This window comes from Bradyrhizobium genomosp. III, assembly GCF_000261705.1.
Taxonomy (GTDB): Bacteria; Pseudomonadota; Alphaproteobacteria; order Rhizobiales; family Xanthobacteraceae; genus Bradyrhizobium; species Bradyrhizobium ottawaense.
In genome coordinates, this window is the sequence record NZ_AJQF01000075.1 from 19,680 (window position 1) to 44,360 (window position 24,681).

Genomic DNA, 24,681 nt, shown 5'->3' on the forward strand with positions numbered 1-24,681 from the left:
TGCGGACTGTCGACGCCTCACAAAGCCGATCGCATCAGGGAATATCGGGCGGTTTTCGGTGTGACCGCGCCGCCTTCGCGGCTGCAGCAGGAACCCGCGGCGCGCGCGCCTTGAGCAAATCGCATGGGCCGTGCCGGATAAATGCGCTCGGCTGGCTGGTATTTTGGTGTTACGAACTGGGCCATGAACCAGCACGCCAAAATCGAAATCCGCCATTCGACCTGTCCGCATGATTGCCCCTCGGCCTGTGCCCTCGATGTCGAGGTGATCGAAGGCCGCAGCATCGGCCGTGTCCGCGGTTCGAAAAAGCAGACCTACACGGCCGGCGTCGTCTGCGCCAAGGTCGCCCGTTACGCCGAGCGCATCCATCACCCCGAGCGGGTCACGTTTCCGATGCGCCGCATTGGGCCGAAGGGCTCGGGGCAATTCGCGCGCATCTCCTGGGACGAGGCGCTGGACGAGATCGGGCATCGCTTCAATCAAGCCGAACGCGAGTTCGGCGCGGAATCGATCTGGCCCTATTACTACGCCGGCACGATGGGCCTCGTGATGCGGGACGGGCTCAACCGTCTCACGCATGTGAAAAAGTATTCGCGCTTTTATCAGACCATCTGCGCCAATGTTGCGCGCATCGGATTCGCGATCGGCACCGGCAAGATCGCCGGCGTCGATCCGCGCGAGATGGCGCTGTCCGACCTCGTCGTGATCTGGGGCACCAATCCCGTCAACACCCAGGTCAACGTGATGACGCACGCCTCCCGTGCGCGCAAGGAGCGCGGCGCGAAAATTGCGGCGGTCGACATCTACGACAACGAGACCATGAAGCAGGCCGACATCAAGATCATCCTGCGGCCCGGCACCGACGGCGCCTTTGCCTGCGGCGTGATGCATGTCCTGTTCCGTGACGGTTACGCCGACCGCGCCTATCTGGACAAATACACCGACTGCCCCGCCGAGCTCGAAGCGCATCTGGAGACGCGCACGCCGGAATGGGCGTCCGCGATTTGCGGCGTTCCGGTGGCGGAAATCGAAGCCTTCGCGAAAGCGGTTGGCGAGACCAAGCGCACCTTCTTCCGCTTTGGCTACGGCTTTACGCGCAGTCGCAATGGTGCCACGCAGATGCACGCGGCAAATTGCATTCCCGCGGTGACCGGCGCCTGGCAGTATGAGGGCGGCGGCGCCTTCTTCAACAATTACGCGCTGTGGCATTTCAATGAATCCATCATCGAGGGCCACGACGCCATCGACCCGAGCATCCGTGCGCTCGACCAGTCCAAGATCGGCCGCATCCTCACCGGCGATGCCGAGGCCCTGCGCGGCAAGGGGCCGGTCAAGGCGATGCTGATCCAGAACACCAATCCGATGACGGTGGCGCCGGAGCAGGCGCTGGTCCGGCAGGGCTTTGCGCGCGAGGATCTGTTCGTCGCGGTGCACGAGCAGTTCATGACCGAGACGGCGAAGATGGCGGACATCGTGCTGCCGGCGACCATGTTCATGGAGCATGACGATCTCTATTACGGCGGCGGCCATCAGCACATCTCGGTCGGACCGAAGCTGATCGACCCGCCCGGCGAATGCCGCTCCAACCACGAGGTCCTGCAAGGGCTGGCGCCGCGGCTCGGCGCAAAACATCAGGGCTTCGAGATGACGCCGCGCGAGCTGATCGACGCGACCTTGAAGCTCAGCAACCATGGCGACATCGGCGGTCTCGAAGCGGACCTCTGGCGCGACCTGCAACCGGACTTCCGCACCTCGCATTATCTCGACGGCTTTGCCCATGCGGACGGGAAATTCCACTTCAGGGCCGATTGGGCGCATCCGCCGTTCGGCGTGACCATGGGCGATTTCGACAAGATGCCGTCGCTGCCGGACCATTGGGCGGTGATCGAGCACACCGACCAGACCCATCCGTTCCGGCTCGCGACCAGCCCCTCGCGCAGCTTCCTCAACACCACCTTCAACGAGACGCCGTCCTCGCAGGCACGCGAGGGCAAGGCGAGCGTGATGATCCATCCCCTGGATGCCGCCGCGCTCGACATCGCCGACGGCGATGCGGTGACGCTCGGCAATCCCCGCGGCGAGACCACGCTGGTGGCGACGCTGTTCGACGGCGTGCGGCGCGGCGTGCTGATCGCGGAGTCCGTTCATCCCAACAAGAACCATATCGGCGGCCGCGGCATCAACATGCTGACCGGCGCCGAGGCCGTGGCGCCGATCGGTGGGGCCGCGTTCCACGACAACAAGGTCTGGATCAGGAAAGCCGCTCCCGTCTAAGGAGTGCATTCCGTGACGCCGTATCCTGCGAACTCCTTCGCAATGTTCGGGTTCATGGACTTTGCCTGCGCGATATCGGTGGCGCCGTCACCGCCGCTCCTGCGGGTGGCGATGCCGCGGCCGAACAGCGACGATGACGAGCGCGGGTTGCGCTGGATCGCGTCGGTGTAGTCCTTGATCGCCTCAGCGGTCCGGCCGAGCTTGAGGTTGACGAGCCCGCGGCTGTCGAGTGCATCGCTCAATCCAGGATCGACCTGGAGCGCCAGATTGCAGTCGGCGAGCGCGCCCTGCAGATCGCCGGTCGCGGCGCGCGTCCAGCAGCGATTGTTGAGCGCCTCGCCATCCCCGGGATTCCTGCGGATCACGACGTCGAAATCCTGCATGGCGAGCGCGTAGGCGCGCTTGATCGCGTAGACTTGGCCGCGCTTGTAACGCGAGGCGACGTCATTGGGATTCGCCGCGATCTTGCGGCTGAGATCGGCGATGACGGGATCCCTGGCGAGATCGTCCGCGCTCGGGAGCGGCTCTGCCTGCGGCGCCTCGCAGACCGGTTTCTGCGGCTCGGGTTTCTGAGGCTCCGGCTTGGTCGGATCGCCAGCCTTGGTGTCGGGCGGCCGCGTCACTGAACCCGCGAACGAGAATTCCGTGGTCAGCGAGGACGACAGCCACGGCACCTGCTCGCGCTTGGTGGCGGCGACGACGCCGTTCTTGGTGTTGGTCAGGGCCTGCTCGGCGCTGATGTTCGGCGCGCGCATCTCGCGCAGCAACTCGGCGACGAACAGGCCATGCTCGGTCTTGCCGCTGGCCGCGACCGCACCGAGCGCGGCGGAGTAGAGCACGAGCGAATTGCTCGGCGCGATCGCCGGCGCAAGGCCCGCCGAATAGCGGCGGAAGCGCCGCTCGAACGGGTTGCGGCGCGAGGCTTCGATCAGCGCGATCTTGATCGCGGCGCCGCGCGTGTTCATCTCGGCGAGGATGCTGTCGAGGCTGAAGCCGTCGCGCGCCACATCCGGCTCGGTCCAGATCTGCGCGTCGACCGGAAGCAAATAGGTCTGCCGGTTGGACTGGATGGCAAAACCGTCGAAGAAGATCAGCGCCACCGCGCCGCGTTGGATACGGGCATAGAACCGATCCAGCACCTGCCGCATGGCGTCGGCCGTGAGATTGTTCTGCCGGTCGACGACGAAGCCGTCGCGCTTCAATTCTTCAGTGACGTCCTGGGTGTCGTTGGCGACCTCGTTCAGCACGAACTCGTTGTCGGGGTATCTTGCATTGCCGATCACCAGCGCCAGCTTCGCGGCATCGGCCGCGTGGCTTGCGCGGCCTGCGCCCAGCGCGAGCAAGCCTGTCAGCAACAAAATCATCGCGGCGCGCATGAAATGGCTCATCGGTGATCAAAATCTCCAGTCAGGATAGCGGCCGTCACCCGCAATTCAATCGCCAAGCGAATTTGCGCCCACACGCTATGGTGACACGGCGTTGCAGATTGCCCTTGCGCGCGCCGCCCGTCCTGCCGCAAATGGCTGCAAAACGGATGGCAAGGAAGCGAGCGTACCATGACCGACACCACAGCAATCATCACCGAGAAGCGCGGGCAGGCGTTCTGGATCACCATCAACCGGCCGGAGAAACGCAACGCGCTGAACGGCGAGGTCATCGCCGGCATCACCAAAGGCTATCGCGACGCGCACGACGACAAGGACGTCCGCGTCATCGTGCTGACGGGCGCGGGCGACAAGGCGTTCTGCGCGGGCGCCGATCTGCAGAATTCCGGCGCGGCTTTCGCGATGGATCATTCCAAACCAAATGTCGACTATGCCGATCTGTTACGTTTGTCACAGAACGCCACCAAACCGGCGATTGCGCGGGTCGGCGGCGTCTGCATGGCCGGCGGCATGGGCCTGCTCTGCATGACCGACATGGCGGTCGCGGCCGATCACGTCGTCTTCGGCCTGCCGGAGGTGAAGGTCGGCGTGTTCCCGATGCAGGTGCTGAGCCTGTTGCAGAACATTGCGCCGCCGCGCCTCGTCAACGAATGGGCGCTCACCGGCGAGCCGTTCGATGCCAAGACGGCGCAGGCCGCGGGTCTGCTCAACTACGTCGTGCCCACCGCCGAGCTCGATGCCAAGGTCGACTGGCTGATCGGCCGCATCGTCGACAAATCCCCGACCGCGATCCGCCGAGGCAAATACGCCATGCGCGCCATCGCCTCGATGTCGTTCGACGAGAGCATCGCCTACACCGAAAGCCAGATCGCGCTGCTCGCGATGACCGAGGACGCCAAGGAAGGGTTGAAGGCGTTCAGCGAGAAGCGGAAGCCGGTCTGGACGGGACGGTGAGGGGGATAAATTGGTGCTTGCAATGACGGAGGGAGGTGACGGTGCCGCTTTCTCTCTCGTGTCCCGGACGCGCTGCAACGCTCTTGCGTTGCTGCGCAGAGCCGGGACCCAGGAGGCGGCAAAGTAGGCGGCGAGATGGGCCCCGGCTCTGCAGCGCACCGCCGAAGGGGCGCTGCGCTGCGTCCGGGGCACGAGGGTGTGCTCAACCAACTTCACATCTCGAACAGCAGACACGCCTTCGCCTTCCCGCGGCGCATTTCGCCCGGGGTTTGCTGATCGCTTCACGCCCTCTTCGAAGAAAGGGCGCAGGGAAGGCCGGGCGCCGGCTGGCACCCGCAAGACTCCCGTGCAAGAATGATGCACACGCAAGGCACAGGAGAAATACAGGGCAGCCCAACGTCCGGCCTTCCCTGCGCAGGGGACAATAAATACCCATATGGATTTCTAGAGACTCAGGTGGAGTCTCTAAGCCATTGACCTGCCATAGATTGTCGCCATTAAATGCCACATAGGTTCGTTGGCATTCCCACACATCATCGCGACACTTCACGAGACACACCATGGCACGCAAGGTCCGCCACTCGGCGCTGGAGAGCAGAAGCGCTCGATTGAAATTGCGAGCTCGCCGCCGGCCGTACAGCGGTCCGTCGCTCGCGCGGGGCGTTTCCTTGCTCTACAGACGCAACGCGACCAACGGCACCTGGGTGTTGAAGGCCAGCGACGGCCATGGCGCCTACTGGACCAAGGCGTTTGCCGAAGCCGACGACTTTGACGAGAGCAACGGCAAAAACGTACTCACGTTCTTCGAGGCGCAGGACGTCGCGAAAAAGCTGGCGCGCGGCGAGGACGGCAGCGCCGATAGCGCGCCGACAACTATCGACACGGCGCTGAAGGCCTACAAGGCCGACCTGATCGCGCGCAGCGCAAATCCCTACAACGCGGAGCACCCGCGCCTGCATCTCAGCAGCGCGCTGTTGGCCAAGCCCGTGGCCCTGCTGGCATCAAAAGAGCTGAAGGCGTGGCGAGACAGCCTGATCGGCACGATGAAGCCGAGCACGATCAACCGGCTGTGCCGCTGCATCTGCGCCGCGCTGACACTGGCGGCGCAGCACGACGATCGCATCAAGAATAGCGACGCATGGGAGACCGGACTAGCCGGATTGCCCGACGCACAGGAAGCTCGCAATGTCATTCTATCCGACGAGAAGGTGCGCGAGTTTGTCGCCGCCGCTTACGATATCGATCATCAATTCGGCTTGCTCATCGATCTGCTCGCTGTAACCGGCGTAAGGCCGAGCCAGGCCGTGCGGCTGCGCCTCGAGGACCTAAACGACCATCCGCTGCGGCCGAAACTGATGATGCCGAAATCCGCAAAGGGCGGCGGACGCAATCGCGCGCAAAAGCAGTTCCAGCGCTACAGCGTGCCGATCACTGCGCAATTGTCATCCGCGCTGAAGGCGGCAGCGAAGGGCCGCGCCGACGATGCACCCTTGCTGCTGCAAAGCGACGGACGCGTGTGGGATAAGAATCCGGGCCAGAACTGTCATCGGCAGGTGGATAAGGTCGTCACCATGATCGACCTCGACCCTGCCGATGTGACGATGTACGCGCTGCGGCATTCGTCTATCGTCCGGATGCTGTTGCAGAACGTGCCGATCAGGCTGGTGGCATCGCTGCACGACACGTCGGTAACGATGATCGAACGAAACTATAGCAAGTTCATCACCGAGCATAGCGACGACATCTCCCGCCGCGCGCTACTGCAACATGAGCCGCCGAGCGGCGAGAACATCGTCGCGCTGGCGAGCTAGTTATGCCACGCCCGTTGTTCGAGGTTTGCCGCGAGCTGAACCGGAACCGCAAGCGCGGACCATCGAATTTGCTGGATCAGATCCTTACCGAAGCGGAGCGCCAGCTATCGTCCCCGGCTCGGCTCCGCAAGGAGCTTATCGCCCGCCTCGGATTAACACCTCTACAGCAGGTCGTGGCCGCCGCAGCCAAACCCAGGCGGGTATCGCTGACGCAGCAAGCGATTGCTGACTTAGCCCGACAGTACGATCTTGCCGCCCGTGTCGTGGGTACCTCGCGTCCAATGACACCAGTTCCACCAACGAAGAAAAAGCGAAAGCCCGGAGGAGGCCGTCATCGCTTGCTTACGCAAGAGCAGATCAATAGCGGCATCAATCTCCTTCTCGACTCAAGTCGCCTAGCTGGCATGTCAGAAAAAGAAGCGCTTAGAACTCTGCGCGATGCGGGGATTGAGGCCAGCGGAAGCACGCTGCGTCGGCACATCATCAGGCCGGCACGGTCGCTTGCCCGGACGAACGTCAAGGGCTTTTGCCGGTCAAAATAAGGAAATCTGCTGTCAGATTAAGCGCCGACGAAATGCACGAAGCAACGTCTGCTTTTTTGGTCGAAGATTTCTTGTTTTGACTCACCTTACCCTTTGATCCAGGAGCGCGCTTGGCTTGATCTTCCTATGCATCGACACGCATTCGGAGGACATGTATGGCCCGCCCGGAAATTACTGGAAAGAAACATGGCCCTGCCGAGGACGTTGATGCGTTCAGCGTCTCCAGCTTTTGCCGCCGCCACGGCATCTCCCCTCAGCTCTTTTACAAGCTTAAGCCGCAAGGCCTGATGCCGACTACGTTCCGACTCGGCACCCGCGTTTTGATTTCGCGAGAAAGCGCAGAACGCTGGCGCGCCGAACGCGATTCGGCCAGTGCCGGGAAAAAAGCGACCAAGCCAAAGCAATCACGGTACGCCAACCCCTGAAACGAAGAAGGCCGCTCGGCGGGTATCCACCGAGACGGCCGGGACGCGAGGCTCTAACGTCCTCCTTATAATCCCGGCACTCTCGGCCAGCAAGTTCCCGCAGCGGTCTCGTTCATGCGAGACCCGTCATGCGCAACACCATTTCTGACGATCCCACCTGGTTCAACGCCAATCCCCGCCGTCGACACCGGGTGCGACCGATCAGCTTTGCGGAATTGCTTCAGGGCGTATCTAACGATGCGCCGTCTGACTGCGTGAGGCTGGCAGCGGTCCGTCGAGTCACCCCCCTAAAGCTGATGGTCCTCTACACGATTGATTGCATGTCAATCGAACATGCGGCTTTGCTTGAGCTTGGCGCTTTCGAGGTCTTCGAACCTGCACTGTCACTGATTCCGCCGGACCTAGAGCGCCAATTGCGTGCCGATGCTGAGGATAGTTGGTCATGAGCAGCGCGAGAGCCGCCGACATCGCGCGCATGCTTGGCGGCGCCAAGCGGAACAGTCGCGGCTGGCTGGCGCAATGCTGCTGTCATAAGGACCGAGTACCGTCGTTGTCGCTGTGCGACGGCGACGAGGGCCGGCTGCTGATGCACTGCTTTGCTGGATGCGATTGGCGCGATATCCTCGCTGAGCTGCTGCGACGCGGCTGGATCGAAGATCGCGAGTCGCCCCGGTCGTTTCACGGTAAACCGCGGCCTCGCAAACCTGAGGCTGCGCCCGAGACTGCAAGCGCGACACAAAATAGAAGCGCTGGTGCGCGCCGGATCTGGCGCGAAGCAAGCGATCCGCGCGGTACTTTGGCAGAGCGGTATTTGAATCGCCGTGGGCTAGAACTCAGCGACAGTCTATGTGGGAGTGTGCTGAGGTTTCATGCTGGCATCAAGCTCATGGAGACCGACGAGGGCATCAGCATCTTCAGGCCTGCTCTGATCGTCGCCTTCCGGCCCGTCCTCAACGACGAAGAAACCGAACCACCGACAGCGATTCATCGGGTCTTTCTCAACCAGGACGGTAGCAAGATCGAAAAGAAAATGCTCGGCCCGGTGACCGGCTGCGCCATCAAACTCGACGCTGACGAAACGCTGAGCCACGGTCTCGGAGTTTGCGAAGGTCTGGAGACCGCGCTAGCAGTGCGCGCCACGGGTTGGCGGCCAGTATGGGCGGTCGGTTCTGCCGGCGCTATCGCCAAGCTCGCGCCTATTCCCGGCATCGCGTGCCTGACGATCTTTGCCGACCATGACGAGAGCGGCAAAGGGACGGAGGACGCAATCGAATGCGCCCACGCATGGCAGGCGGCAGGCCACGAAGTGACGATCAGAACCCCGCACACCATGGATTCAGACTGGCTGGACGTGTCATGACATCCCCCGAAGGATTCTTCGACGCCCGTGGCTCCGCGGAGCATTTCGAGCCTGGCTGGAAACGCAGCATTCCCAGACGTTTCCACCCTGGCACGGGTTGGTACTGGGACTTCAACGAGGCGGAGCCGCAAGACTGGTCGTCTGAGGATGCCAATGAGCAATCCGCAAATGACGATTGGGAAGAAGGTGATGAAACGGTGGTCAATGAAGCCCCTGTCGCTGACCCGGTGCCGATCATCCGAATTCACCCGCGCATTTCGCAGCTGACCACTGAGGCGCAGCAAATGTTGATCGACGCCGAGGTGCCGTTCTATCAGCGAGCCGGCGAACTGGTGCGACCGATCGCCCGAACAGTGAGAGCGGCACATGGTCGGCTCACCAAAACGGTGCAGTTGAAATCCATTAACCGGGTCTACATGCGTGACACACTCTGCCGGCACGCCCGCTGGCAACGGTTTGATGCGAGAAAACAGGAATGGGCTTGGGCAGTCGCGCCGATGAATGTCGCCGACACCTTGCTGGCGCGCGACGGCGTCTGGCCATTTGCGGATATTGTCGGCGTGATCGCGTGTCCCACCATGCGACCCGATGGATCGCTGTTGGTCAAGCAGGGTTACGATAAGGCGACGCGTTTGATCTTGGTCGAGCCACCACCCATGCCGGGAATTTCGGATCAGCCAACGCGCGAAGACGCATTGCGGGCGCTGGCGCTGCTCGAAGGCCTGGTGTGCGAGTCACCATTCGAGGACGACGCCTCGAAATCGGTCGCGCTCTCCGGCCTGATCACCCCCGTGGTGCGGGGTGCCATGACCGTGGTGCCGATGCACGTTTCATCCGCACCTACCGCCGGCACCGGAAAAAGCTTCCTGTGGGACCTGGCTGCTGCGATCTCGACTGGCCATCGGCGGATACCGGTTATCTCGGCAGGCAACGAGGAGGAAACTGAAAAGCGTCTGGGCGGCATTCTGCTGACGGGGCAGCCACTGATCTCGATTGACAACGTCAACGGGCCCCTCAAGGGCGAATTTTTGGCCCAGGCCATCGAGCAGCACCATCTCGATTTGCGGCCGCTGGGCGGCTCTAGGATCGTCAAGGTTGAAGCCGGCAGCACCTCGATCTACGCCACCGGCAACAACATCATCATCGTCGGTGCCGACCTTTGTCGCCGCGCCATCACGTGCCGGCTCGACGCGAAGCTTGAAGCCCCGCAGTTGCGGCAGTTCAAGAACGATCCGATCAGAGCGATTCTTCGTGATCGCGGCAAGTATATAGCTGCGTGCCTGACGATCTGCCGGTCCTATGTTGTGGCTGGCCACCCTGGGAAATTGCCGAGGCTGAACTCCTTCGAAGGCTGGTCGGACCTTGTTCGCTCGGCGCTGGTGTGGCTCGGGAAGTCGGACCCGCTCGACACGCTTGAGGAGATGAAGGCCGAAGATCCGGAACGCGAGTTGCTGGGCGAATTGTTGCAGGCCTGGGCTAAACATCACGGTGTCGGCTTTGGCAGCGCGGTGCCCCTTAAGGTCATTGTTGAGAAGGCCGAGAAGATGCACTTGGCCGGCGGATTTGCCGCACGCTCCGAACCGGTATTCCCTGAGCTGAATGTCGCTGTCCGCGCTGCGTCCGAGACGATTGGCAACGCCAAGATAGACGTCCGGACATTTGGCAATTGGTGCCGAGGCAACAAGGGCCGGATTGTGGAGGGTTTCCTGCTCAAGAACAAGCCAAGCAATCGCGGTGGGGCGGCAACTTGGTGGGTCGAGCGTCAATGATGGGTGTGATGGATGTCGAAGGGTCAGTTTCAGCCAATCCTGGTTTAAGTGTCACCTTCCATTCTGACACTTGAACCCGCGTTGAGTTAAACACACCTATCAAGACCCATCGACACCCTTCATTGCGGCCGTGCGTTTGAACGACTGAAACGCAGCCCGCAAAGACTTGGCGCGTTTACACCATGGCGGTCCGGCAGATATCAGCTAGAGTCAGTCTCTAGTGACTCTAGAAAAAACGCTGGCATTCCATGGGAAACGCCGCCGAAGAGCTGAGACGCCGCAGACTAGCCAATCTTAGGCCTCGACCGCGCGTCAAGGGCCAGCCCAATAGGATCAGTAGAGATCTGCGGCAGGCCATTATCGATGCTGGAACTCTCCATGGCGCAGACGGCCAAGGTGAAGGCGGTTTAGCGGGATATTTGTTCATGCTCGCAGGCAGATATCCCAAGGCCTACGCATCATTGCTTGGCAGGTTGATCCCGCTTCAACTCGACGGCGCGATCAATTCTGTCTCCGAAGTCCGCATTGTTTCCGTGCCGAGCGGCCACCACCTGGGCGCGGAAGCCATTGCTGGAATGAGCGCCCTGTCTGACACTCCTCTCGATCACGATGGTGATGCTCAGGACACCCTCATCGAAGCTGCCTCTGATGTGGACCAGTTCGGCAGTGTGGACGACACTGTCGAGCACAGCGAGGCAAAGGCCCGTGGCAGGGCGATCGTCCGCTCTTTGTTGAAGCCGATAGCTGGCTCCTAAGAGACGTTTCCCGCGCCGCCGCTGCCCTCGCACCTGCCATCGGCTCTACGCCGCTCCGGCCGGCTCCACGCCCCGGCAACCGACCTTCCAATTGCGGAGCAAGTGAGTCTCTCTGGTCGTCGCCCTGGGGTCGAGGTTGGTCATTTCCCTAGCAAGGAGGTTACGCGGACAGAAAACCAAACGATATCAGCTGTCCTGTCGTGCTGTGCTCTCTGGAGTGTCGCGAAACGCTGTCACGGCAGCCCGTTTCTTGGCGTTGAGCACCACCGCGATTGAGCGCATTCAAGCCTGAACGCCTGCGCGGAGTGGACGTCCATCCGGCACCCAATGGACCAGGACGCGTCCCCTTTCAGGGGGGGAGGTGTTGCCCCTCCGGCTCCGACTTTGCGTCGGGCGGCCCTCCGATCCGACAATTCCTCGACTTAAATTGTTGCAGTACAGCGTGCGTATTGGCAACATCTCCGACAACCCAGACGGCATCAGCCATGCTGCCGCTGCTGTGTTTCCCGTGAAATCGCATTGTTCATGTCGCGTGCTTGGGCAAGCCGCCATGCCTTCTGCCCTCTATACCAAAATAGTGGTAAGGTGACGCCGGGTGCGTCGCTGACCGAAGGACAATCGGAATGCCCGCCGACCGCTCTCAAATTCACCGAGGCGCTTTTCTGATGGGCGCTGCGCATCCTGCCGTTTCGAAGCGCGCCGCGGACAAGCTGCGAGCCGAATTCCCGCTGTTTGAAGGAGTCCTTGAGGCGGCCGGACCGCTCCCGACGCCCGCTGAGCTTGAGCGGTTGGCGGCTGAGCGCGCTGCGCTCGCGGAACGTCTGGAAAGGCTCAAGCGCCGAATTGCCGAACTTCGCGCGGCGGAGAAGCGCAAATGACCGCCCTACAGATGCAGCTTGAGCTTAAGCGCCTTGCGCTGAGGCATGGCGCGACCGAAACCGCCTCTCACATTCACCCGCTTCAGCCAGCCACCGACCACGATTTGATCTTTGTAGGGCTGGCCGCGACGTCGGATATCGATCAGGCTCGCATGAGATTCCGTCCGTGGTGTTTTAGCTTCCTGCCGTGGCAGAAGCTGCCGCCTTTGCTTTTCAGGCACTCGGAGCCGGCTGGCGAGCTTCTTGAAATGAGCCACGATGATCGCGGCAATCTCGCGGTTCGTGCGCGGGTTTCGCATTCTCTCGCCAAAAGATGCTCTCATTTTTCGGTGGCTGCGACGGTTCAAGAGTGGGAGTTGCGCGATATTAACGACCCCGCGAACTTCCATGGATTGATCAAGTGCTGCGCCATTGACGAAATTTCGATCACGGACCGTCCGTGCAACACCGAGGCGAAAGTTCTGTACCGCTATCGGCCGTCGCCAGCGGTTGAACTGTACGACATCGCAAAGCAGGGCGTCATCTGCATCACGAAGATTATTACTTTGATGGCGAGCATGCCGGTCGCGCCGGTAGCGCTACCGCCGCCGACAAAGCCACGACATGCGACCAGGCCACGGCATGCGCCGGCGCACATTATCAGCCGCCGACCAAAATCACAGTTCACCGCGCTTGCTGAAGAATTGAACTCGCGCGCAGGATAGGAGTCGACCATGAGCGCTGAAATCGACACCGGTACAGACGTGCTGCGCAGGGCGTTGCAAGCGCGCAACAAAAGCCCGAACGCCATGGCGCTCATCGCCAGCGAGATCGACGGCGTCGGCGTCTCGACGCTGGAAGATTTCAGCAATGGAAAGGCTAAGCTCGGCGTCGAGACGTTGCAGGCGCTCGCCAAAATCTTGTTCGATGCCGAGTTTGACCCGACGCTGAACGTATTGCGCAGCGCGAACAAGGCTCAACCCATCACCATGGGCAGCGCGCCGCCGCCGTTCGATCCCGAGAAGCACCCGAGCTATCATCCCGCGCCGGCCGGTCCATGGACGAAGGGACGCATCACGGGCTTACCGCACTCGCCGCCGAAGAGGCGGCCTGGATGGCTCGGCAGTCCAAGTTTGGAGCCGACTATACGTCAGGCATCCGTGCTTTTCCCGCCTAAGTAGTTGTGCTTTTATGCCCCGTGCACCAGTTGTGGGGGAGTGCTATGGCCGGCCATCAGCATATTTTCACCGCTGCCTACATCGCGCTCGCGATCCTAAATACGGCACTTGCGACGATGGCCATCTTTTCGTTTTAGCCCCTCTGATGCGGCGGCTAAACGCGGACCGCCGGCTGATCGACGGCCGGTTTTAGGCGGCGCTGCTGCGCCGACAGCTATAAGGCGTCCTAGTGTGGAGTAGGACTCGTCGATGCAGATCGGTCGCACGCCCGATACATGTCCATAAGAGGTCTACCCTCCAGGAATACCGCACGAGGCCTTAAGCCGCCTTGCTTGTCGAGCCAGCGCTGAATCGCATCAGGATACATCGAATACAGCATCCGGGTCGCGCTTCGGTGGGTGAAGGTACGTCCGGTTCGGTCAAAATCCCACGCCGCATGAAAAGCGAGTTTTGCCCTCGGAGTAACGCAGATTTTTTCCGGGGTAATTGTTGCGAGCACTATCGTGCAGGCCGAGGCGCAAAGGCCGTCGATCATCACCGACTGATTCGAGGCCCGCAATTTTTCGTATCGGTCAATGTAATCGCCAATTGAGCCGCCTTGATCATGCGTAATGCGAACAGAAGCCTCGCTGCTTCTGACGCACGTGAACAGCAGCAAAACCGCAAGTAACCCCGCCCGATGGTCCATCGAGATCTGTCCTGCGATTGCAGTGGAATAAGCGCTGCGGCAGGGCGCAATGCTCTACCGCAAAGCGCGGCTTACGGATCAGTAGCGGTAACCGTATGGGTATTGACCCGGGCAGACCCAATTCCCGTATGTGTCATAGAAGCAATTATTGTTATTGCCGTAGTAGCCATAGGCACCGGCCGCAGCAGCTCCCACTGCTGCTGCACCTAGCCCGTACGCTGCGCCCCTGTAAGCCCCACGATAAGCTGCATTGCGGTATACTCCGCGACGAACTGCCGTGCGCGCAATGGGGCGGCCGGGTATGGGTCGATAGCCATAGCCGCGACCAGCGACGCCATATCGGCCTCCTCGAACATGAGCGACGCGTGCGCCGCCACCGTGAAATCCTCCAGCGCGCATGCCGCCTCCATGAAACCCACCGCCGCCGCGGAACCCACCGCCTCCACCTCGGCGAGCAAATGCATCATCGGGAATGAGACTGACAGTGACCAGAACAAGAGCTGCCAAAGCGGCAAGAAGGCATCGAAGCATGGCTGTCCTCCAAGGTAGGGTGCCGCGCAGGAGCGACGTGGTGCCCGCTCAAAATAGTCGACACCCGGCACGAGCCTTTGCTTGTGCCCAAGTCTGCACTTGATTTAGATCAATAGCTCGCAAGCCTTTGCCTTGCTTTCGCGGGCGCACTCTGTCCAAAAATACACACAAGCGCTGTCCTTTGTCGTAGTAGACAGGGTGGGCGTTTGCTTGTTCAGCTGCGAGCCGCCATGAGCAATTTCCCGCTAAGTCCACGCGAAAAGCAATTACTCCGCCGAATGGCCGCCGGAAAAACGGACGCGCAGATCGCTGAGCGGTTTGGAGGTGGCGTAAAGCGCGTTGCCGACCAGCGAGCCCGGTTGCTCAACAAGCTCGGCGTCAGGGAGCCCGACGAGATCGCTGAAGCGGCCGAACGGCTGGCGAGCTGGCGCACCTACCGAGGCGTGACGTAAGGCGCGATGAGCTTGCCCTGCGGTCGGCGCGAGAGCGCCGAGCTCGTGAAAAATTGCCGCGCCGGGGCTTACGCCTTCAGGGTAGCCGATCCGCTCCCAGGCAACTCTGCCGGAGGGACGAGGCTAGCGAAGAAAGTCGGGTTGGTTGGTAACCCATCTTTCAACCCCCTGGCCGGTAGGGACTGCCCAGTAAAGTGTCGTGCCACGCGATTGCGTTTCCGACACATCAATAAACACGGACATCGGATTGGACTTACGAAAGCTAGCTTTCCGCATCGAGCAGCACGGCCGCTCCGGCCACATACTTTGCCGCCCGCAGCCGATTCGTTCCTGGCGAGATTCTCTTGATGTAACTCAACAAAGGTTGATCATTAGAGCTTAAGCAGGCATGAACACCCTCACGAACTAACTTCGCCGACGCGCAGTGCTAGGGCCATCGCCGGGTGAGACTTTGAAGATAATTATAAGGAAAGCACTTCGTGTGGCTCTATTCGCCACGATCTCGCTCGCCTCGACAGCAGTCAACGCTAATGACACAACCGCTGAACTGGCAACAGGCGGCCTGCTATTCACGAAGTCTCCCGATATCGAAATGCGATCCGAGGATCTCTTCATATCAATGACCGAGATTCGGGTTCAGTACAGGTTCTTCAACCACTCAAGCCGGGATGTCATCACGCAGGTGGCTTTCCCAATGCCGGATCTCCCGTTTGGCACCGGATCGGACATAGCGATCCCGACAGGTGACCCTGAAAACATTCTTGGCTTCACGACGACGGTCAACAGCAAGCAGGTGGCTGCGCTCGTGGAACGGAAAGCTGTGCTCAACGGGATCGACAAGACGGAGGTATTACGTCAATTGGGCGTACCCCTCGCACCGCGATCCGATCAAAAGCACAACTATCTTTCTCAGGAGACATGGGATCAACTTACCCGAGATGGCCTGATTGAAGCCAGCCCACGTAGCGACGGATCCATCATTCCGCTCTGGACGCTGAAGACGACGTACTACTGGGAGCAGAGATTTCCGGCGGGTCAGGAGTTGGTCGTATCCCATCGCTATTCGCCGAGCGTGGGCGGCGTGGTGCCGATGCCAACGTCAGCTTTCCTCAATCAGCCGTCTATTTTGCAGATTGATCAATCGAAGCAGCTCAATCGGTTCTGCATTGATCAGGATTTTCTGAATGCCATGGTCCGGCCACCCAACGCGATGTGGGAGCAGCGCTATATCGAGTACATTCTGAATACCGGCGCAAATTGGTCCGGCCCCATCAGGGATTTCCGGTTGGTGATCGACAAAGGCTCGCCGAACAACCTGATAAGCTTCTGTGGGCAAGGCGTTCGCAAGATCAGTTCAACTCAATTCGAAGTCCGCGTTTCGAACTTTGTCCCGAATTCCAATCTCAGTGTGCTGATCCTGACACCGGCTCAAGTGGACCTCGGCCAAGCGCGGGATGCCGGCTCGCCCACAGACGTGACGAGTCTCGACTGCAACGCACTTTGGTATCAGAGAAACAGCATCTTCAAAGCCGGCGGGTACTGCTTCCGCACGCCGCGAGCGACAAACGCATTTGGTAATGCCGGCTGTAAGTACGATAATATTGCCGACGTGCCCCTTTCGGATCGGGACCGGCAGCTGGTGCGAGCGATCCAGGCTACCGAACGCGCCAAACGCTGTTCGCTGTAAGTTTGGAACCTGCGCATGGTCGAAGCCGGCTTCCGAACAACAGGTTTGGTCATCGCTTCAAATTGCATTGAATGCGACGGCCACCTTGTTCGAAGTCGGCATAGCCCTTCGTGGCCGTGCAAAATTCGAATGAATCGCCGGCCTTCTCCGCAATCCATCCCATTCTTCCGCAGTCTTCCTGTGGTTTGATTTTGTAGACGTTTCCCTTCCAGGCAAGAATATTCTGCTCGTCATCCACTTTCAGTGGGTAAGGCTGTCCGCGATCGGTACAAGTGTAGTTATAGATGCTGGCACAAGCCGAGCTAGTGAAAAGCGCCATCGTAACGATCATCAGACTTTTCATGTTCCGTACTCACATTGACCGACATGTGTTGCCGGCTGTCTCAGTTGACACACCTTTTGGTGAGTTGAGCTGACCGATGTCAATTTTGGCGATTGTCCTCTATCCATTTCAATAAGCCGAAAATGTACGACGTGTTCTGTGACAATTCACCGAGGAACCCACGAGCTGTCTCCCCAGCGCAATAGGCAGGCCAGTGCTCCGCGATCCTCAAGAACTCCTTTTTGCTGATCGATCGCGGCTTGGCGATTGACTGCGAGTAGATCGTGATCGATTGCGGCCTCGTATCATAGATTTTGAATGGAATGCCGTATCCGCTTTCGCGGCCCCATGCTCTGATCTCGGTCTCCGAGCGGAGCCGAACAGCATCTCTCCATAGTTGCTCGGCGCTCATAGTCCTCGCTTTCCCTAGTAAGCTTGAAGCCTTCAGCTAAGACCTAATAAAGGCTGAATAGATTGCACGATTGCTATCAAGCTAGCTGCTTGTCGATCCGCAGGCGCGACATAGTTAACCGCTCTCGCAATTTCAAATTTGTTTCAGGATGAGGCATGACGTCGCCCCTCCAATACCGCCTGGCCCAATCATTCGTATTGTCGTAGGGGCCTGTTCCCTTCCAATCGGCCTCGTGCGTTGGCGCGCCCTTATCAATCAGCGCAACTTCGTAAAGCACAGAGATCTTGGCGAAGTTCGCAACATAGTACTGTGCCTCAGCCAGCTCATCTATCACGAACGCGCACTCGAAGCGTGATGGCAAGCCTGGGAATTCGGCCTGTCTAACGTCTTCCAAGATTGCCTCCCGTTGCCAATCCCTATGACCGGCACCAATCAGCCGGACCATTCGGCCCCAGTTGCCTGGACGCACTACTGATCCAGCATCCAACATCATCGTGCAGGCGAAGTATGCCATAATCTCCTCACTCATGCTGGGGCGATCCACCCCTCGACCTACGTTCTTTCATCGACATCGTGCCGGGGTGGACCGATCCTCTTCCGTCTGCCCCGCTCACGCCCCTCAGCACCTCAACTGCCGATCTGCAATGTCTTCGCCTCGTCCCAAGGTGCGCCATCCGCACCTCGCGCTTCTCGTCAGTCGTGAGGCCCCCGGCATTTTCTTCGGGTGCATCGGCTCGACCACCGCGTTGGAGAGTGATCAAATAGAGATCTCACAAAATTCCTCATAGTTGCAACCAAGCCGCAGCGCCTCACAATTCCCGATAGTCGCGTTGCAAATAAACTTGCCTTTCGCTGGACAAACGGTCTGAGACTGCGTTGAGGAAGTCACACGTTATCGATACCAATGATCTGACTCTGATTAAGGTGAGTGGGTCTTTTTCGCTGCGTATCAAGATAACCGGCTCTGTCGATTCAACAGGTTTTCTACGACGTTTTTCAATAAGCAGCAGCAAGTCATCGGTCGAGGATACCAGCAGATGCTCAAAGTCATCCGACGAGCGGCAGATTCGCAGTTCTGCGGAGTGCAGTATCCTGCTCAAGGTCTGATAGAGCGTGATTGCCTCCGTCTCTTCCACGAAAAAGGGCGCAGTTGGTGGCGACAAGAATTTGCACAACGGGATCACTCTCGCGCGCATGTCCTTTACTGCATCGCATGCTTCAGCAAAGTTTCGCGTTGATGCTGCAAAAACCAAGAGGTCGCGCCTAAACAAGAGCTCCGCAACTTGATCGACGTCATCTTCGACGTCATGGCCGCCGCCAAGATCGCGAGCCCTCGTTGAACCAAATGCGTGCAATCGAGTGAGAGACTCAATTACTTGATCGTAGAGAAAGATTAGCTCGCGGCTCATGATGGCGACCTCAAACCTTTGTCAAGCGCAAGTCTCCCTCAGGCGTGGTCTACTTTTGCCAGCGGAGTTTGGTGCGGTTGCCGTCATCATCGGTCTTAACAAAGCCAAAACGCAGAAAGCGTGCAACCATCGAACTCTTGTTATCTGATCGGACGTCGGTGATTATCGGCGCCCCGATTTCCTTCAACTTCGATATCAGAGCCGATGAGACGTGCTGACCACGGGCAGCTTTGGAAACACCAAGGTAGACGAGCGAAAGGGTTTCCTTGTCGTGTGGCTCAGCAAGTGCGTAGCCCACGATGTTGCCGCGTGCATCGACCGCGATCAATGACTGGCCACTCGCTACATATCGGGTGATGTATGCTGTGGTTTGCGGGCGAACGGCTGTCGGAACCTCTCGGGCTACCTCTGCGAAAACCAGCAGAATGCCAACCTCGTCGTCGGGAACAGCGATTCGATAGACCACATTTCCAGTTATCGTCGCGGCAGGACCGAATTCGGTAAAGCCCCCGAGTTGTTCAACTGGAATTAGATCCAATATCCTACCGATTTCGTCGCGTTCACCTTCGACAATTAGGTTGGCGATCACTCCGCCTCCCGGTAGAGAGTCTTGGCGATCGAAGACGATGGTGCAGCCCAGACCATTGATAGTTGCCTTGACCGCTCCGAGACTTTCCAGTGTTATATTTGGCGCGTGCAACATCGCTCGCATTGGTTATCGCTCCGCATGATCGCGACAGTCTGTCCTCGCTTTTTCTTACTTTCGTCAAAGCAGCACTGCTCCTTTGGAGATCAGATATGCATAAGCGGCTAATGCGACGAAAGCGCAAAACGCAAGCAGGTACACGATTGCAATCAGAACTGTGTGTCCGCGAAGCATCTTCAGCAGTCTTCGGTCATTCTCGCGGTGCTCGATCGTAAATGGACCGGGGAAAAGATCGAGTCGCCTAAAGCTTGAGAAGAGAAGATGCTGTTCGAGCAACATTAGAGCCCGCTCTGCAACATCAATCATCTGTCTGTTGCGACGGTCGAGTCCAAAGAACACGATCACGAGTAGTGCACCGGCGCATGGAGCTAGAATGCTCGGCAACACGCCAATCGAGCCCCTTTCTTTGATGAGGTAGAAGCACCCACCAAAAATGAACGGAGACAGAATTGCAAAGAAATGGAATAATTGAGTCCGCTGCCTCGCATGGAAATCGAAGTAGCGCCACGATAGCTCGAAGCGCATCTTTTCGAATTCCATCGTTGCGCGTGCATCCTCCGGTGGGGTGGACCGATTTAGAATTTCGGTAAGCGACATTCTTCACCAGGCATTTCGCGAGTGGTCTTCAGATAAAACGGCGGCGCATGCGAGCGTTAAGCTAAAGTCCACCAGCCCTTTCCTTTGTCCGCATTTCTAAACAAGCTATGCCGCTTTCGGTGCGCGCCCGAGTCTTCGCTATTCTCCTCCAGGGTTTTCCTCACGATAGCTTCAAAGTTTTGGGGCACACTCCTTCTGGCATCACGTCTTACTTGTTCTACCTTGACATAGAGATCCGATAAGGAGGCCTTGCCCTCAAGCTCCTTGAGTGCACGAAGAGTGTCGCTCAGCCATGTACCCTCCTCGATTTCAACCGGCTTCGTTGCACTGAGGGGCTTAGACCGGAATTCGTCTGCCCTTTCGAGCAGACTTACCTCCAATTTCCATAGTTTTCCCAATGCTTGTATCAGAGTGCTTTGTCGTTCCTCCAAGAACTGCACATTCCAAGTCCGGGTTTGCAAGACTGCTTGTGTTAGAGGAAATGGAGAGGAGCCGTCTTCGGAAGCGAAATACTGCGTCTTCTTCCGATCGAAATCCCAATTCGAGGCTTTAGTATTTATCCGTCGCGTCAGAAGAACAAGGTTGGCGAGGCGGTGGGTCCATTCCTTCCTCTCCTGCTCAGCAGGGAAGACTTGAGCCCAGGCGGACCCTTCATTTACGGTCTGCGGTAGCACATGTTCGATGGATACAATATCGTCGTACGTTGCGCCGCCACTAGAGAGGGCCTCGTCGAGGCGAAGAAGCACAGGCTTGCAAACCCGAGTTTTAGTGTACAGCGGACCGGACAGGGCTTCCAAGAACTGAAACTGCTCTATCTCGCTCAATTCGAGTCCAAACGTCGGGGCAGGCTTCTCTGGGCGAGGGTCGATCATGTCCATGACATCCACATTTCGGGCGATGCGGACGTTCACCTCGGCCCTGATGCAAAACAAAAAATAGGTCAGTCGCTCTAGATCAATCAAAAACTTTGCAATGAGGTCTCCATCTTGCATCTTCCAAAGACACAGGATCGCGGCAGGCACCCAATCTTTATTGTCCACTCTATCGAGGGACTGGACCGCTCGGTATGCCTCGAGTCCAAATCGATTTCGTAGAAGCTGTCGATTAGAGAGAAGTGAATATGCTTCGGCCAACGGCTCCAAAGTATCTGTCATAAACAGATCGGCATCACCCTTGAACGGCTTCACGTGGCTTGGGAAACCGTCTTCCAGCGCAACGCGGGGCTTGTCCCTCTCAAAGATCATCCTGATGTGACCGAACAGTTCGACCATTTTCTCTCGACCAAGGCGCTGTTCGATAGCTTCCCACCGACTTGCGAGATCTAGCTCTCTCGCTTGCCCCGCTCGATCAAGTAAGTCCGCTTTCAGAATGTCAGTTGCGGTAAGGTCGAGGCCTCTCGCATTCAATACTCTGAATATGCGGCGAGCCGACTCAGGAGTGGGAACGGCGACGGCAACGACGTAGCAGCGCTGTATTATGAACGCCACCAGCTTATTCCTGCGCTCTTCGTCCATTTTAATAAGTTGCCGTCTGAAGTAGCTCGCGTTTTCCGCTATGCGCTGCTGGCTGCCCTGAAGCTTGGTCGGGTCAGGCAATTCGTTGGTAGCGTCCGGAATCTGAATGAACTTCGAGAAGAAGGCTCGATCTTGAGAGCGGAGGAGCAGCCGATAACGATCAACTGTCCCGCTATCTGGATTTGCTCTCTGAAAAACGAAACTTCTGCGACTAATGCGGACCTCCTCACTTGAGGTGAGGTCTCGAAGAACGCTGATTAGGATCGTGAGGGTTGTGAGTCTTTGCTGCCCGTCGACTACTAATGATTTCGGGTCAGCGGGCGACTTTATTAGAACAATGCTGCCGAGGAAATAAACACCTCCGCTGATCTCCGTATTATCCATTGCCTCCAGCAGATCAGTTAATAGCTCAGTCGCTTGCTCCTCTTCCCAAGCATACGGTCTTTGATAGGGCGGAATTTCGAACCCGTAGCTGTCGCTGAAGATCTTTCCGATGGTTTGTTCGTGCGCTTCAATAAGTCCCAGTTGAACAGACACCTTGCCAGCCTCGCTCGATTAAGTTGATGTATGTTTATAAGTGACGGCTTCAGCGAACACGCCCTCACGGCCAGAACCTGTAGCCATAGTATTCAAAGATCTGCCTCTGCCGATCGTTCAGCTTCGCCTTCCATGTTGGCGTAGGTTGGAGTGCCACTCCATAATCCATACAGGCGCCATTCTCCTTTGCCATGATCGGTTCGAGAAGTTTGGCGAACTCGTTATTCCACCTTGTTGGTGGAAGAGTATCAGACGCTTGATAAAACGCGCTGGTAACAGCGTCAGCAAGTTGGGAGCCGGCGCATGAAGCGTGCGTGACCGCTTCGTTTAGGCGCCAATCCAGCACCTCCCATCGAATACTGCGTTTAGAAAGAACTAGGGTGTCGCTTTTGGATTGGACCTTAAGCAGCTCTTGGTACGCGGCCGTTTGTGAATAGGAATGCGTTTTCCGCTCGCTGTAGACAATCTTGAGGAGCCGGCCCTTTGCGCGTTCCTTCTTGGCATGGCGAAAGCAAAAATCGGTCACTCGTTCTAACAGCAAGCGGAGGCAGAAATTGTAGAACCATTGTCGCGACTGAACGCGCTCGGCATTGACGTTGCGATACCTACGCATGTTCTTCTTGTTAGATGCGAGTACGAATCCACGCAGAGGGAGTCGGGAGATTTCACTCAGCGCGGTACGCTTTTGTGTGGCCGTCAAGTATCTGTAGTGGAGGTCGGTGCGCTTGCATTGGGCCTTTGATAAGATTGCGCGTACCCAATCGATTGTTTGGGGTTCCAGCTCTGAGCGCATAACGACCGCACCGAGGCAAAGCCATTCCGTCGCGCCAGCAGGATCGATCGGGCGCACGTTTTTGAGCCCAGGATCACCCGCCTCGTCGATGAATGCCACGTAGTACGGATCTAAGACTTGAGTCGACATAGCACGCAACTATGGCGTGTCCGCAGCTCGCGGATCAATCCCATTGGCTTGATGTGCAGGGGCTATAAACAGAGATCCACAAAAGAGCAAAGATCGCTGCTCCGCAATCTAAGGGACTTTATCCACAAGAAGCCGGCGCACGCGAAGCTTGCGCTGATTGAGACACAAAGGAGGACACATAAAATCTATCTATCTAATATCGTTAACCTTTTCGGCCATAACTATTCCCTGCGCAGTGGTTTGACGGCTTATGCGTGCTCTCCCCGGAGACGAGTTCTGTCTTGCCTCCGTCACTTCCGCGAAAGTCACGGACGCGCCTCGGTCGAAGCGACGCCGCATTCGCGGGGCTTGACCGTAGCAACGACGGCCAGGACCACACGGTTTTGCCGTACGCAGGCTTCCCGCTCTGCCCCAGGGCGTCTTCGCCCAAGGGCCTGGCAGGCATCGAGCGCCGTTCGTACAACGCGGCTTGCGGGACGCTCACAGGGTTCGGCTCAATCCATCGCCCCGCCCTGCGTCTCACATCCGCGACGGCGCTGCCCAGCGTCCACCGCAGCCCGATCCGCGGTTCGTGACGACGTACGACCGCCCCTTGTCACGAGATCAGGATGGGGCGACAATGCGATAAATCAGAAATTCTGTAAAGGCGAATATTTTGGGATGTGACGGTTGACCGAGCGATGGGTGTTTCGCCCGTCGGGTGGCGCAAGGGCTTGTAGGTGTCGTAGGGTGGATTAGCGTCAGCGTAATCCACCACTGTCTGTCCCGCAGAAGCGGAAGAGGTGGGTTACGCCCTGCGGCCGCGCTTTGCGCGCCCACAGGGCTAACCCACCCTACGGGACCTTACCCCGCGTTCGGCTTCAGCCCCGCGGCCTGGATGCCCGCCACCGCGCAGGCCTCGTCATTGTCGGAGGTGTCGCCGGAGACGCCGACGGCGCCGAGCAGCGTCGCGCCGTCCATGATCAGGACGCCGCCGGGGACCGGCACCAGCGCGCCCTTGGCGATGGTGTTCACGGCGTCGATGAAAAAGGCCTGCTCCTGGGCGCGCTGGAACAGCGCGCGCGAGCCCATGCCCATGGCGAGCGCGCCATAGGCCTTGCCATGCGCGATCTCGCCGCGCATCAGGCTGGTGCCGTCCTGCGCAGCGGCGAGCTTGAGCACGCCGCGCGCGTCGAGGATGGTGACGACCAGCGGCTTCAGCTTGAGTTCGCCGGCCTTCGCGAAGGCGGCGTCCAGGATCTTGCGGGCGGTGTCGAGGGTGAGGTCAGCCATGGCTGGTTTCCTTTGCAGCAGTTGAGGTGGAATTGGTTTCAGTACGATCGAGGCTCATCGCCAGCACGCGCGCGACGTGAAGCGCCTCGCGCCGGGTGCCGTCATGGATCTGGTGGCGGCAGGAGGTGCCGTCGGCGACGACGAGAGTCGTCGGGTCTGCGCGCCGCACGGCCGGCAGCAGCGACAGCTCGGCCATCTCGATCGAGGCATCATAGGTGTCCGCGCCATAGCCGAACGCGCCGGCCATGCCGCAGCAGCTCGACTCGATGGTCTCGACCGCGAGGCCCGGGACGAGCCGCAGCACCTGCTCGACCGGCTTTTA

General features: G+C 59.0%; 25 protein-coding genes and 1 pseudogene. 14 read left to right on the forward strand and 12 right to left on the reverse strand.

All coding sequences use genetic code 11. The features are described from left to right. Positions 1-183: 183 nt before the first annotated feature. Positions 184-2,274 carry a molybdopterin oxidoreductase family protein gene (locus IC66_RS0107435; protein ID WP_038947191.1) on the forward strand — a complete coding sequence of 697 codons (2,091 nt, stop codon included), beginning with the start codon at positions 184-186 and terminating at the stop codon, positions 2,272-2,274. Here the strand turns inward: IC66_RS0107435 and IC66_RS0107440 are convergent. Continuing rightward, entirely contained in the window at positions 2,271-3,662 is a 1,392-nt protein-coding gene (locus IC66_RS0107440) for a caspase family protein (RefSeq protein ID WP_193375306.1), read from the reverse strand. The two genes, IC66_RS0107435 and IC66_RS0107440, sit on opposite strands and share 4 nt — an antisense overlap. Positions 3,663-3,830: 168 nt before the next feature. Here IC66_RS0107440 and IC66_RS0107445 point away from each other — a divergent pair, with 168 nt between their 5' ends. The 11 genes from IC66_RS0107445 to IC66_RS0107480 all read left to right on the forward strand — a co-directional run bounded on the left by IC66_RS0107445 (position 3,831) and on the right by IC66_RS0107480 (position 13,313). Then, positions 3,831-4,613 carry an enoyl-CoA hydratase/isomerase family protein gene (locus tag IC66_RS0107445; RefSeq protein ID WP_038947193.1) on the forward strand — a complete coding sequence of 261 codons (783 nt, stop codon included), beginning with the start codon at positions 3,831-3,833 and terminating at the stop codon, positions 4,611-4,613. A 560-nt stretch (positions 4,614-5,173) separates the two neighbouring features. Next, a complete protein-coding gene (locus IC66_RS0107450) occupies positions 5,174-6,424 on the forward strand; it encodes a tyrosine-type recombinase/integrase (protein ID WP_038947195.1) in 1,251 nt (416 codons plus the stop codon). A 2-nt stretch (positions 6,425-6,426) separates the two neighbouring features. After that, a complete protein-coding gene (locus tag IC66_RS46110; RefSeq protein WP_157158024.1) occupies positions 6,427-6,966 on the forward strand; it encodes a hypothetical protein in 540 nt (179 codons plus the stop codon). A gap of 155 nt (positions 6,967-7,121) precedes the next feature. Further along, positions 7,122-7,391: a hypothetical protein gene (locus tag IC66_RS43195; protein ID WP_083859266.1), complete on the forward strand. Its 270-nt coding sequence runs from the start codon at positions 7,122-7,124 to the stop codon at positions 7,389-7,391. 128 nt (positions 7,392-7,519) lie between these two features. Then, a complete protein-coding gene (locus IC66_RS46115) occupies positions 7,520-7,837 on the forward strand; it encodes a hypothetical protein (protein ID WP_157158025.1) in 318 nt (105 codons plus the stop codon). Further along, on the forward strand, positions 7,834-8,751 hold the full coding sequence (locus IC66_RS43200; RefSeq protein ID WP_083859267.1) for a DUF7146 domain-containing protein: 918 nt from the start codon (positions 7,834-7,836) through the stop codon (positions 8,749-8,751). The genes IC66_RS46115 and IC66_RS43200 overlap by 4 nt, the downstream gene beginning before the upstream one ends. Next, positions 8,748-10,520 carry a hypothetical protein gene (locus IC66_RS0107460; RefSeq protein ID WP_049806474.1) on the forward strand — a complete coding sequence of 591 codons (1,773 nt, stop codon included), beginning with the start codon at positions 8,748-8,750 and terminating at the stop codon, positions 10,518-10,520. Before IC66_RS43200 ends, IC66_RS0107460 begins: the two co-directional genes overlap by 4 nt. A 425-nt stretch (positions 10,521-10,945) precedes the next feature. After that, positions 10,946-11,275, forward strand: a complete 330-nt coding sequence (locus tag IC66_RS0107465; protein WP_038947198.1) for a hypothetical protein — start codon at positions 10,946-10,948, stop codon at positions 11,273-11,275. A gap of 623 nt (positions 11,276-11,898) precedes the next feature. Continuing rightward, a complete protein-coding gene (locus IC66_RS0107470) occupies positions 11,899-12,153 on the forward strand; it encodes a hypothetical protein (RefSeq protein WP_157158026.1) in 255 nt (84 codons plus the stop codon). After that, positions 12,150-12,857 (forward strand): hypothetical protein, encoded by a 708-nt coding sequence (locus IC66_RS0107475; RefSeq protein WP_038947200.1) that lies wholly within the window; start codon positions 12,150-12,152, stop codon positions 12,855-12,857. Before IC66_RS0107470 ends, IC66_RS0107475 begins: the two co-directional genes overlap by 4 nt. 9 nt (positions 12,858-12,866) lie before the next feature. Then, positions 12,867-13,313 (forward strand): helix-turn-helix domain-containing protein, encoded by a 447-nt coding sequence (locus tag IC66_RS0107480; protein WP_038947201.1) that lies wholly within the window; start codon positions 12,867-12,869, stop codon positions 13,311-13,313. A gap of 223 nt (positions 13,314-13,536) precedes the next feature. Here IC66_RS0107480 and IC66_RS43205 read toward each other — a convergent pair whose 3' ends face one another. Further along, a complete protein-coding gene (locus IC66_RS43205) occupies positions 13,537-13,998 on the reverse strand; it encodes a hypothetical protein (protein ID WP_083859268.1) in 462 nt (153 codons plus the stop codon). Positions 13,999-14,204: 206 nt separating this feature from the next. Beyond that, positions 14,205-14,513, reverse strand: a complete 309-nt coding sequence (locus IC66_RS43210; RefSeq protein WP_157158027.1) for a hypothetical protein — start codon at positions 14,511-14,513, stop codon at positions 14,205-14,207. Between the two features lie 246 nt (positions 14,514-14,759). Here IC66_RS43210 and IC66_RS43215 point away from each other — a divergent pair, with 246 nt between their 5' ends. Together IC66_RS43215 and IC66_RS48165 are read left to right on the forward strand one after the other, a co-directional pair. Then, positions 14,760-14,981: a LuxR C-terminal-related transcriptional regulator gene (locus IC66_RS43215; RefSeq protein ID WP_083859269.1), complete on the forward strand. Its 222-nt coding sequence runs from the start codon at positions 14,760-14,762 to the stop codon at positions 14,979-14,981. Between the two features lie 481 nt (positions 14,982-15,462). After that, positions 15,463-16,668 (forward strand): DUF4424 family protein, encoded by a 1,206-nt coding sequence (locus IC66_RS48165; protein WP_049806475.1) that lies wholly within the window; start codon positions 15,463-15,465, stop codon positions 16,666-16,668. A gap of 49 nt (positions 16,669-16,717) precedes the next feature. Here the strand turns inward: IC66_RS48165 and IC66_RS46120 are convergent, their stop codons facing one another. The 9 genes and pseudogenes from IC66_RS46120 to IC66_RS0107550 all read right to left on the reverse strand — a co-directional run. Beyond that, positions 16,718-17,011: a hypothetical protein gene (locus IC66_RS46120; RefSeq protein WP_157158028.1), complete on the reverse strand. Its 294-nt coding sequence runs from the start codon at positions 17,009-17,011 to the stop codon at positions 16,718-16,720. A gap of 467 nt (positions 17,012-17,478) precedes the next feature. Then, complete coding sequence (locus IC66_RS0107515; RefSeq protein WP_038947206.1) at positions 17,479-17,931, reverse strand: DUF2441 domain-containing protein; 453 nt, start codon at positions 17,929-17,931, stop codon at positions 17,479-17,481. 280 nt (positions 17,932-18,211) lie between these two features. Next, positions 18,212-18,811, reverse strand: a complete 600-nt coding sequence (locus IC66_RS0107520) for a hypothetical protein (protein ID WP_038947207.1) — start codon at positions 18,809-18,811, stop codon at positions 18,212-18,214. Positions 18,812-18,860: 49 nt separating this feature from the next. Further along, positions 18,861-19,523, reverse strand: a complete 663-nt coding sequence (locus IC66_RS0107525) for a GNAT family N-acetyltransferase (protein ID WP_157158029.1) — start codon at positions 19,521-19,523, stop codon at positions 18,861-18,863. A 54-nt stretch (positions 19,524-19,577) separates the two neighbouring features. Further along, entirely contained in the window at positions 19,578-20,057 is a 480-nt protein-coding gene (locus IC66_RS0107530) for a RipA family octameric membrane protein (protein ID WP_038947209.1), read from the reverse strand. A gap of 113 nt (positions 20,058-20,170) precedes the next feature. Beyond that, positions 20,171-22,165 carry a DUF262 domain-containing protein gene (locus tag IC66_RS0107535; RefSeq protein WP_049806477.1) on the reverse strand — a complete coding sequence of 665 codons (1,995 nt, stop codon included), beginning with the start codon at positions 22,163-22,165 and terminating at the stop codon, positions 20,171-20,173. 64 nt (positions 22,166-22,229) lie between these two features. Beyond that, positions 22,230-23,057 (reverse strand): DUF3800 domain-containing protein, encoded by an 828-nt coding sequence (locus IC66_RS0107540; protein ID WP_157158030.1) that lies wholly within the window; start codon positions 23,055-23,057, stop codon positions 22,230-22,232. Between the two features lie 873 nt (positions 23,058-23,930). After that, entirely contained in the window at positions 23,931-24,359 is a 429-nt protein-coding gene (locus IC66_RS0107545; protein WP_018319272.1) for a GlcG/HbpS family heme-binding protein, read from the reverse strand. Beyond that, a pseudogene (locus IC66_RS0107550) lies at positions 24,352-24,681 on the reverse strand (FAD-binding oxidoreductase); the annotation flags it as partial. The gene IC66_RS0107545 and the pseudogene IC66_RS0107550, both read right to left, overlap by 8 nt.

Excerpts from the sequence above, each read along its gene's own strand:
- IC66_RS0107435 (WP_038947191.1), top strand. The coding sequence starts at position 184 with ATGAACCAGCACGCCAAAATCGAAATCCGCCATTCGACCTGTCCGCAT.
- IC66_RS0107440 (WP_193375306.1), bottom strand. The coding sequence starts at position 3,662 with ATGAGCCATTTCATGCGCGCCGCGATGATTTTGTTGCTGACAGGCTTG.
- IC66_RS0107445 (WP_038947193.1), top strand. The coding sequence starts at position 3,831 with ATGACCGACACCACAGCAATCATCACCGAGAAGCGCGGGCAGGCGTTC.
- IC66_RS0107450 (WP_038947195.1), top strand. The coding sequence starts at position 5,174 with ATGGCACGCAAGGTCCGCCACTCGGCGCTGGAGAGCAGAAGCGCTCGA.
- IC66_RS46110 (WP_157158024.1), top strand. The coding sequence starts at position 6,427 with ATGCCACGCCCGTTGTTCGAGGTTTGCCGCGAGCTGAACCGGAACCGC.
- IC66_RS43195 (WP_083859266.1), top strand. The coding sequence starts at position 7,122 with ATGGCCCGCCCGGAAATTACTGGAAAGAAACATGGCCCTGCCGAGGAC.
- IC66_RS46115 (WP_157158025.1), top strand. The coding sequence starts at position 7,520 with ATGCGCAACACCATTTCTGACGATCCCACCTGGTTCAACGCCAATCCC.
- IC66_RS43200 (WP_083859267.1), top strand. The coding sequence starts at position 7,834 with ATGAGCAGCGCGAGAGCCGCCGACATCGCGCGCATGCTTGGCGGCGCC.
- IC66_RS0107460 (WP_049806474.1), top strand. The coding sequence starts at position 8,748 with ATGACATCCCCCGAAGGATTCTTCGACGCCCGTGGCTCCGCGGAGCAT.
- IC66_RS0107465 (WP_038947198.1), top strand. The coding sequence starts at position 10,946 with ATGCTCGCAGGCAGATATCCCAAGGCCTACGCATCATTGCTTGGCAGG.
- IC66_RS0107470 (WP_157158026.1), top strand. The coding sequence starts at position 11,899 with ATGCCCGCCGACCGCTCTCAAATTCACCGAGGCGCTTTTCTGATGGGC.
- IC66_RS0107475 (WP_038947200.1), top strand. The coding sequence starts at position 12,150 with ATGACCGCCCTACAGATGCAGCTTGAGCTTAAGCGCCTTGCGCTGAGG.
- IC66_RS0107480 (WP_038947201.1), top strand. The coding sequence starts at position 12,867 with ATGAGCGCTGAAATCGACACCGGTACAGACGTGCTGCGCAGGGCGTTG.
- IC66_RS43205 (WP_083859268.1), bottom strand. The coding sequence starts at position 13,998 with ATGGACCATCGGGCGGGGTTACTTGCGGTTTTGCTGCTGTTCACGTGC.
- IC66_RS43215 (WP_083859269.1), top strand. The coding sequence starts at position 14,760 with ATGAGCAATTTCCCGCTAAGTCCACGCGAAAAGCAATTACTCCGCCGA.
- IC66_RS46120 (WP_157158028.1), bottom strand. The coding sequence starts at position 17,011 with ATGAAAAGTCTGATGATCGTTACGATGGCGCTTTTCACTAGCTCGGCT.
- IC66_RS0107515 (WP_038947206.1), bottom strand. The coding sequence starts at position 17,931 with ATGAGTGAGGAGATTATGGCATACTTCGCCTGCACGATGATGTTGGAT.
- IC66_RS0107520 (WP_038947207.1), bottom strand. The coding sequence starts at position 18,811 with ATGAGCCGCGAGCTAATCTTTCTCTACGATCAAGTAATTGAGTCTCTC.
- IC66_RS0107525 (WP_157158029.1), bottom strand. The coding sequence starts at position 19,523 with ATGCGAGCGATGTTGCACGCGCCAAATATAACACTGGAAAGTCTCGGA.
- IC66_RS0107530 (WP_038947209.1), bottom strand. The coding sequence starts at position 20,057 with ATGGAATTCGAAAAGATGCGCTTCGAGCTATCGTGGCGCTACTTCGAT.
- IC66_RS0107545 (WP_018319272.1), bottom strand. The coding sequence starts at position 24,359 with ATGGCTGACCTCACCCTCGACACCGCCCGCAAGATCCTGGACGCCGCC.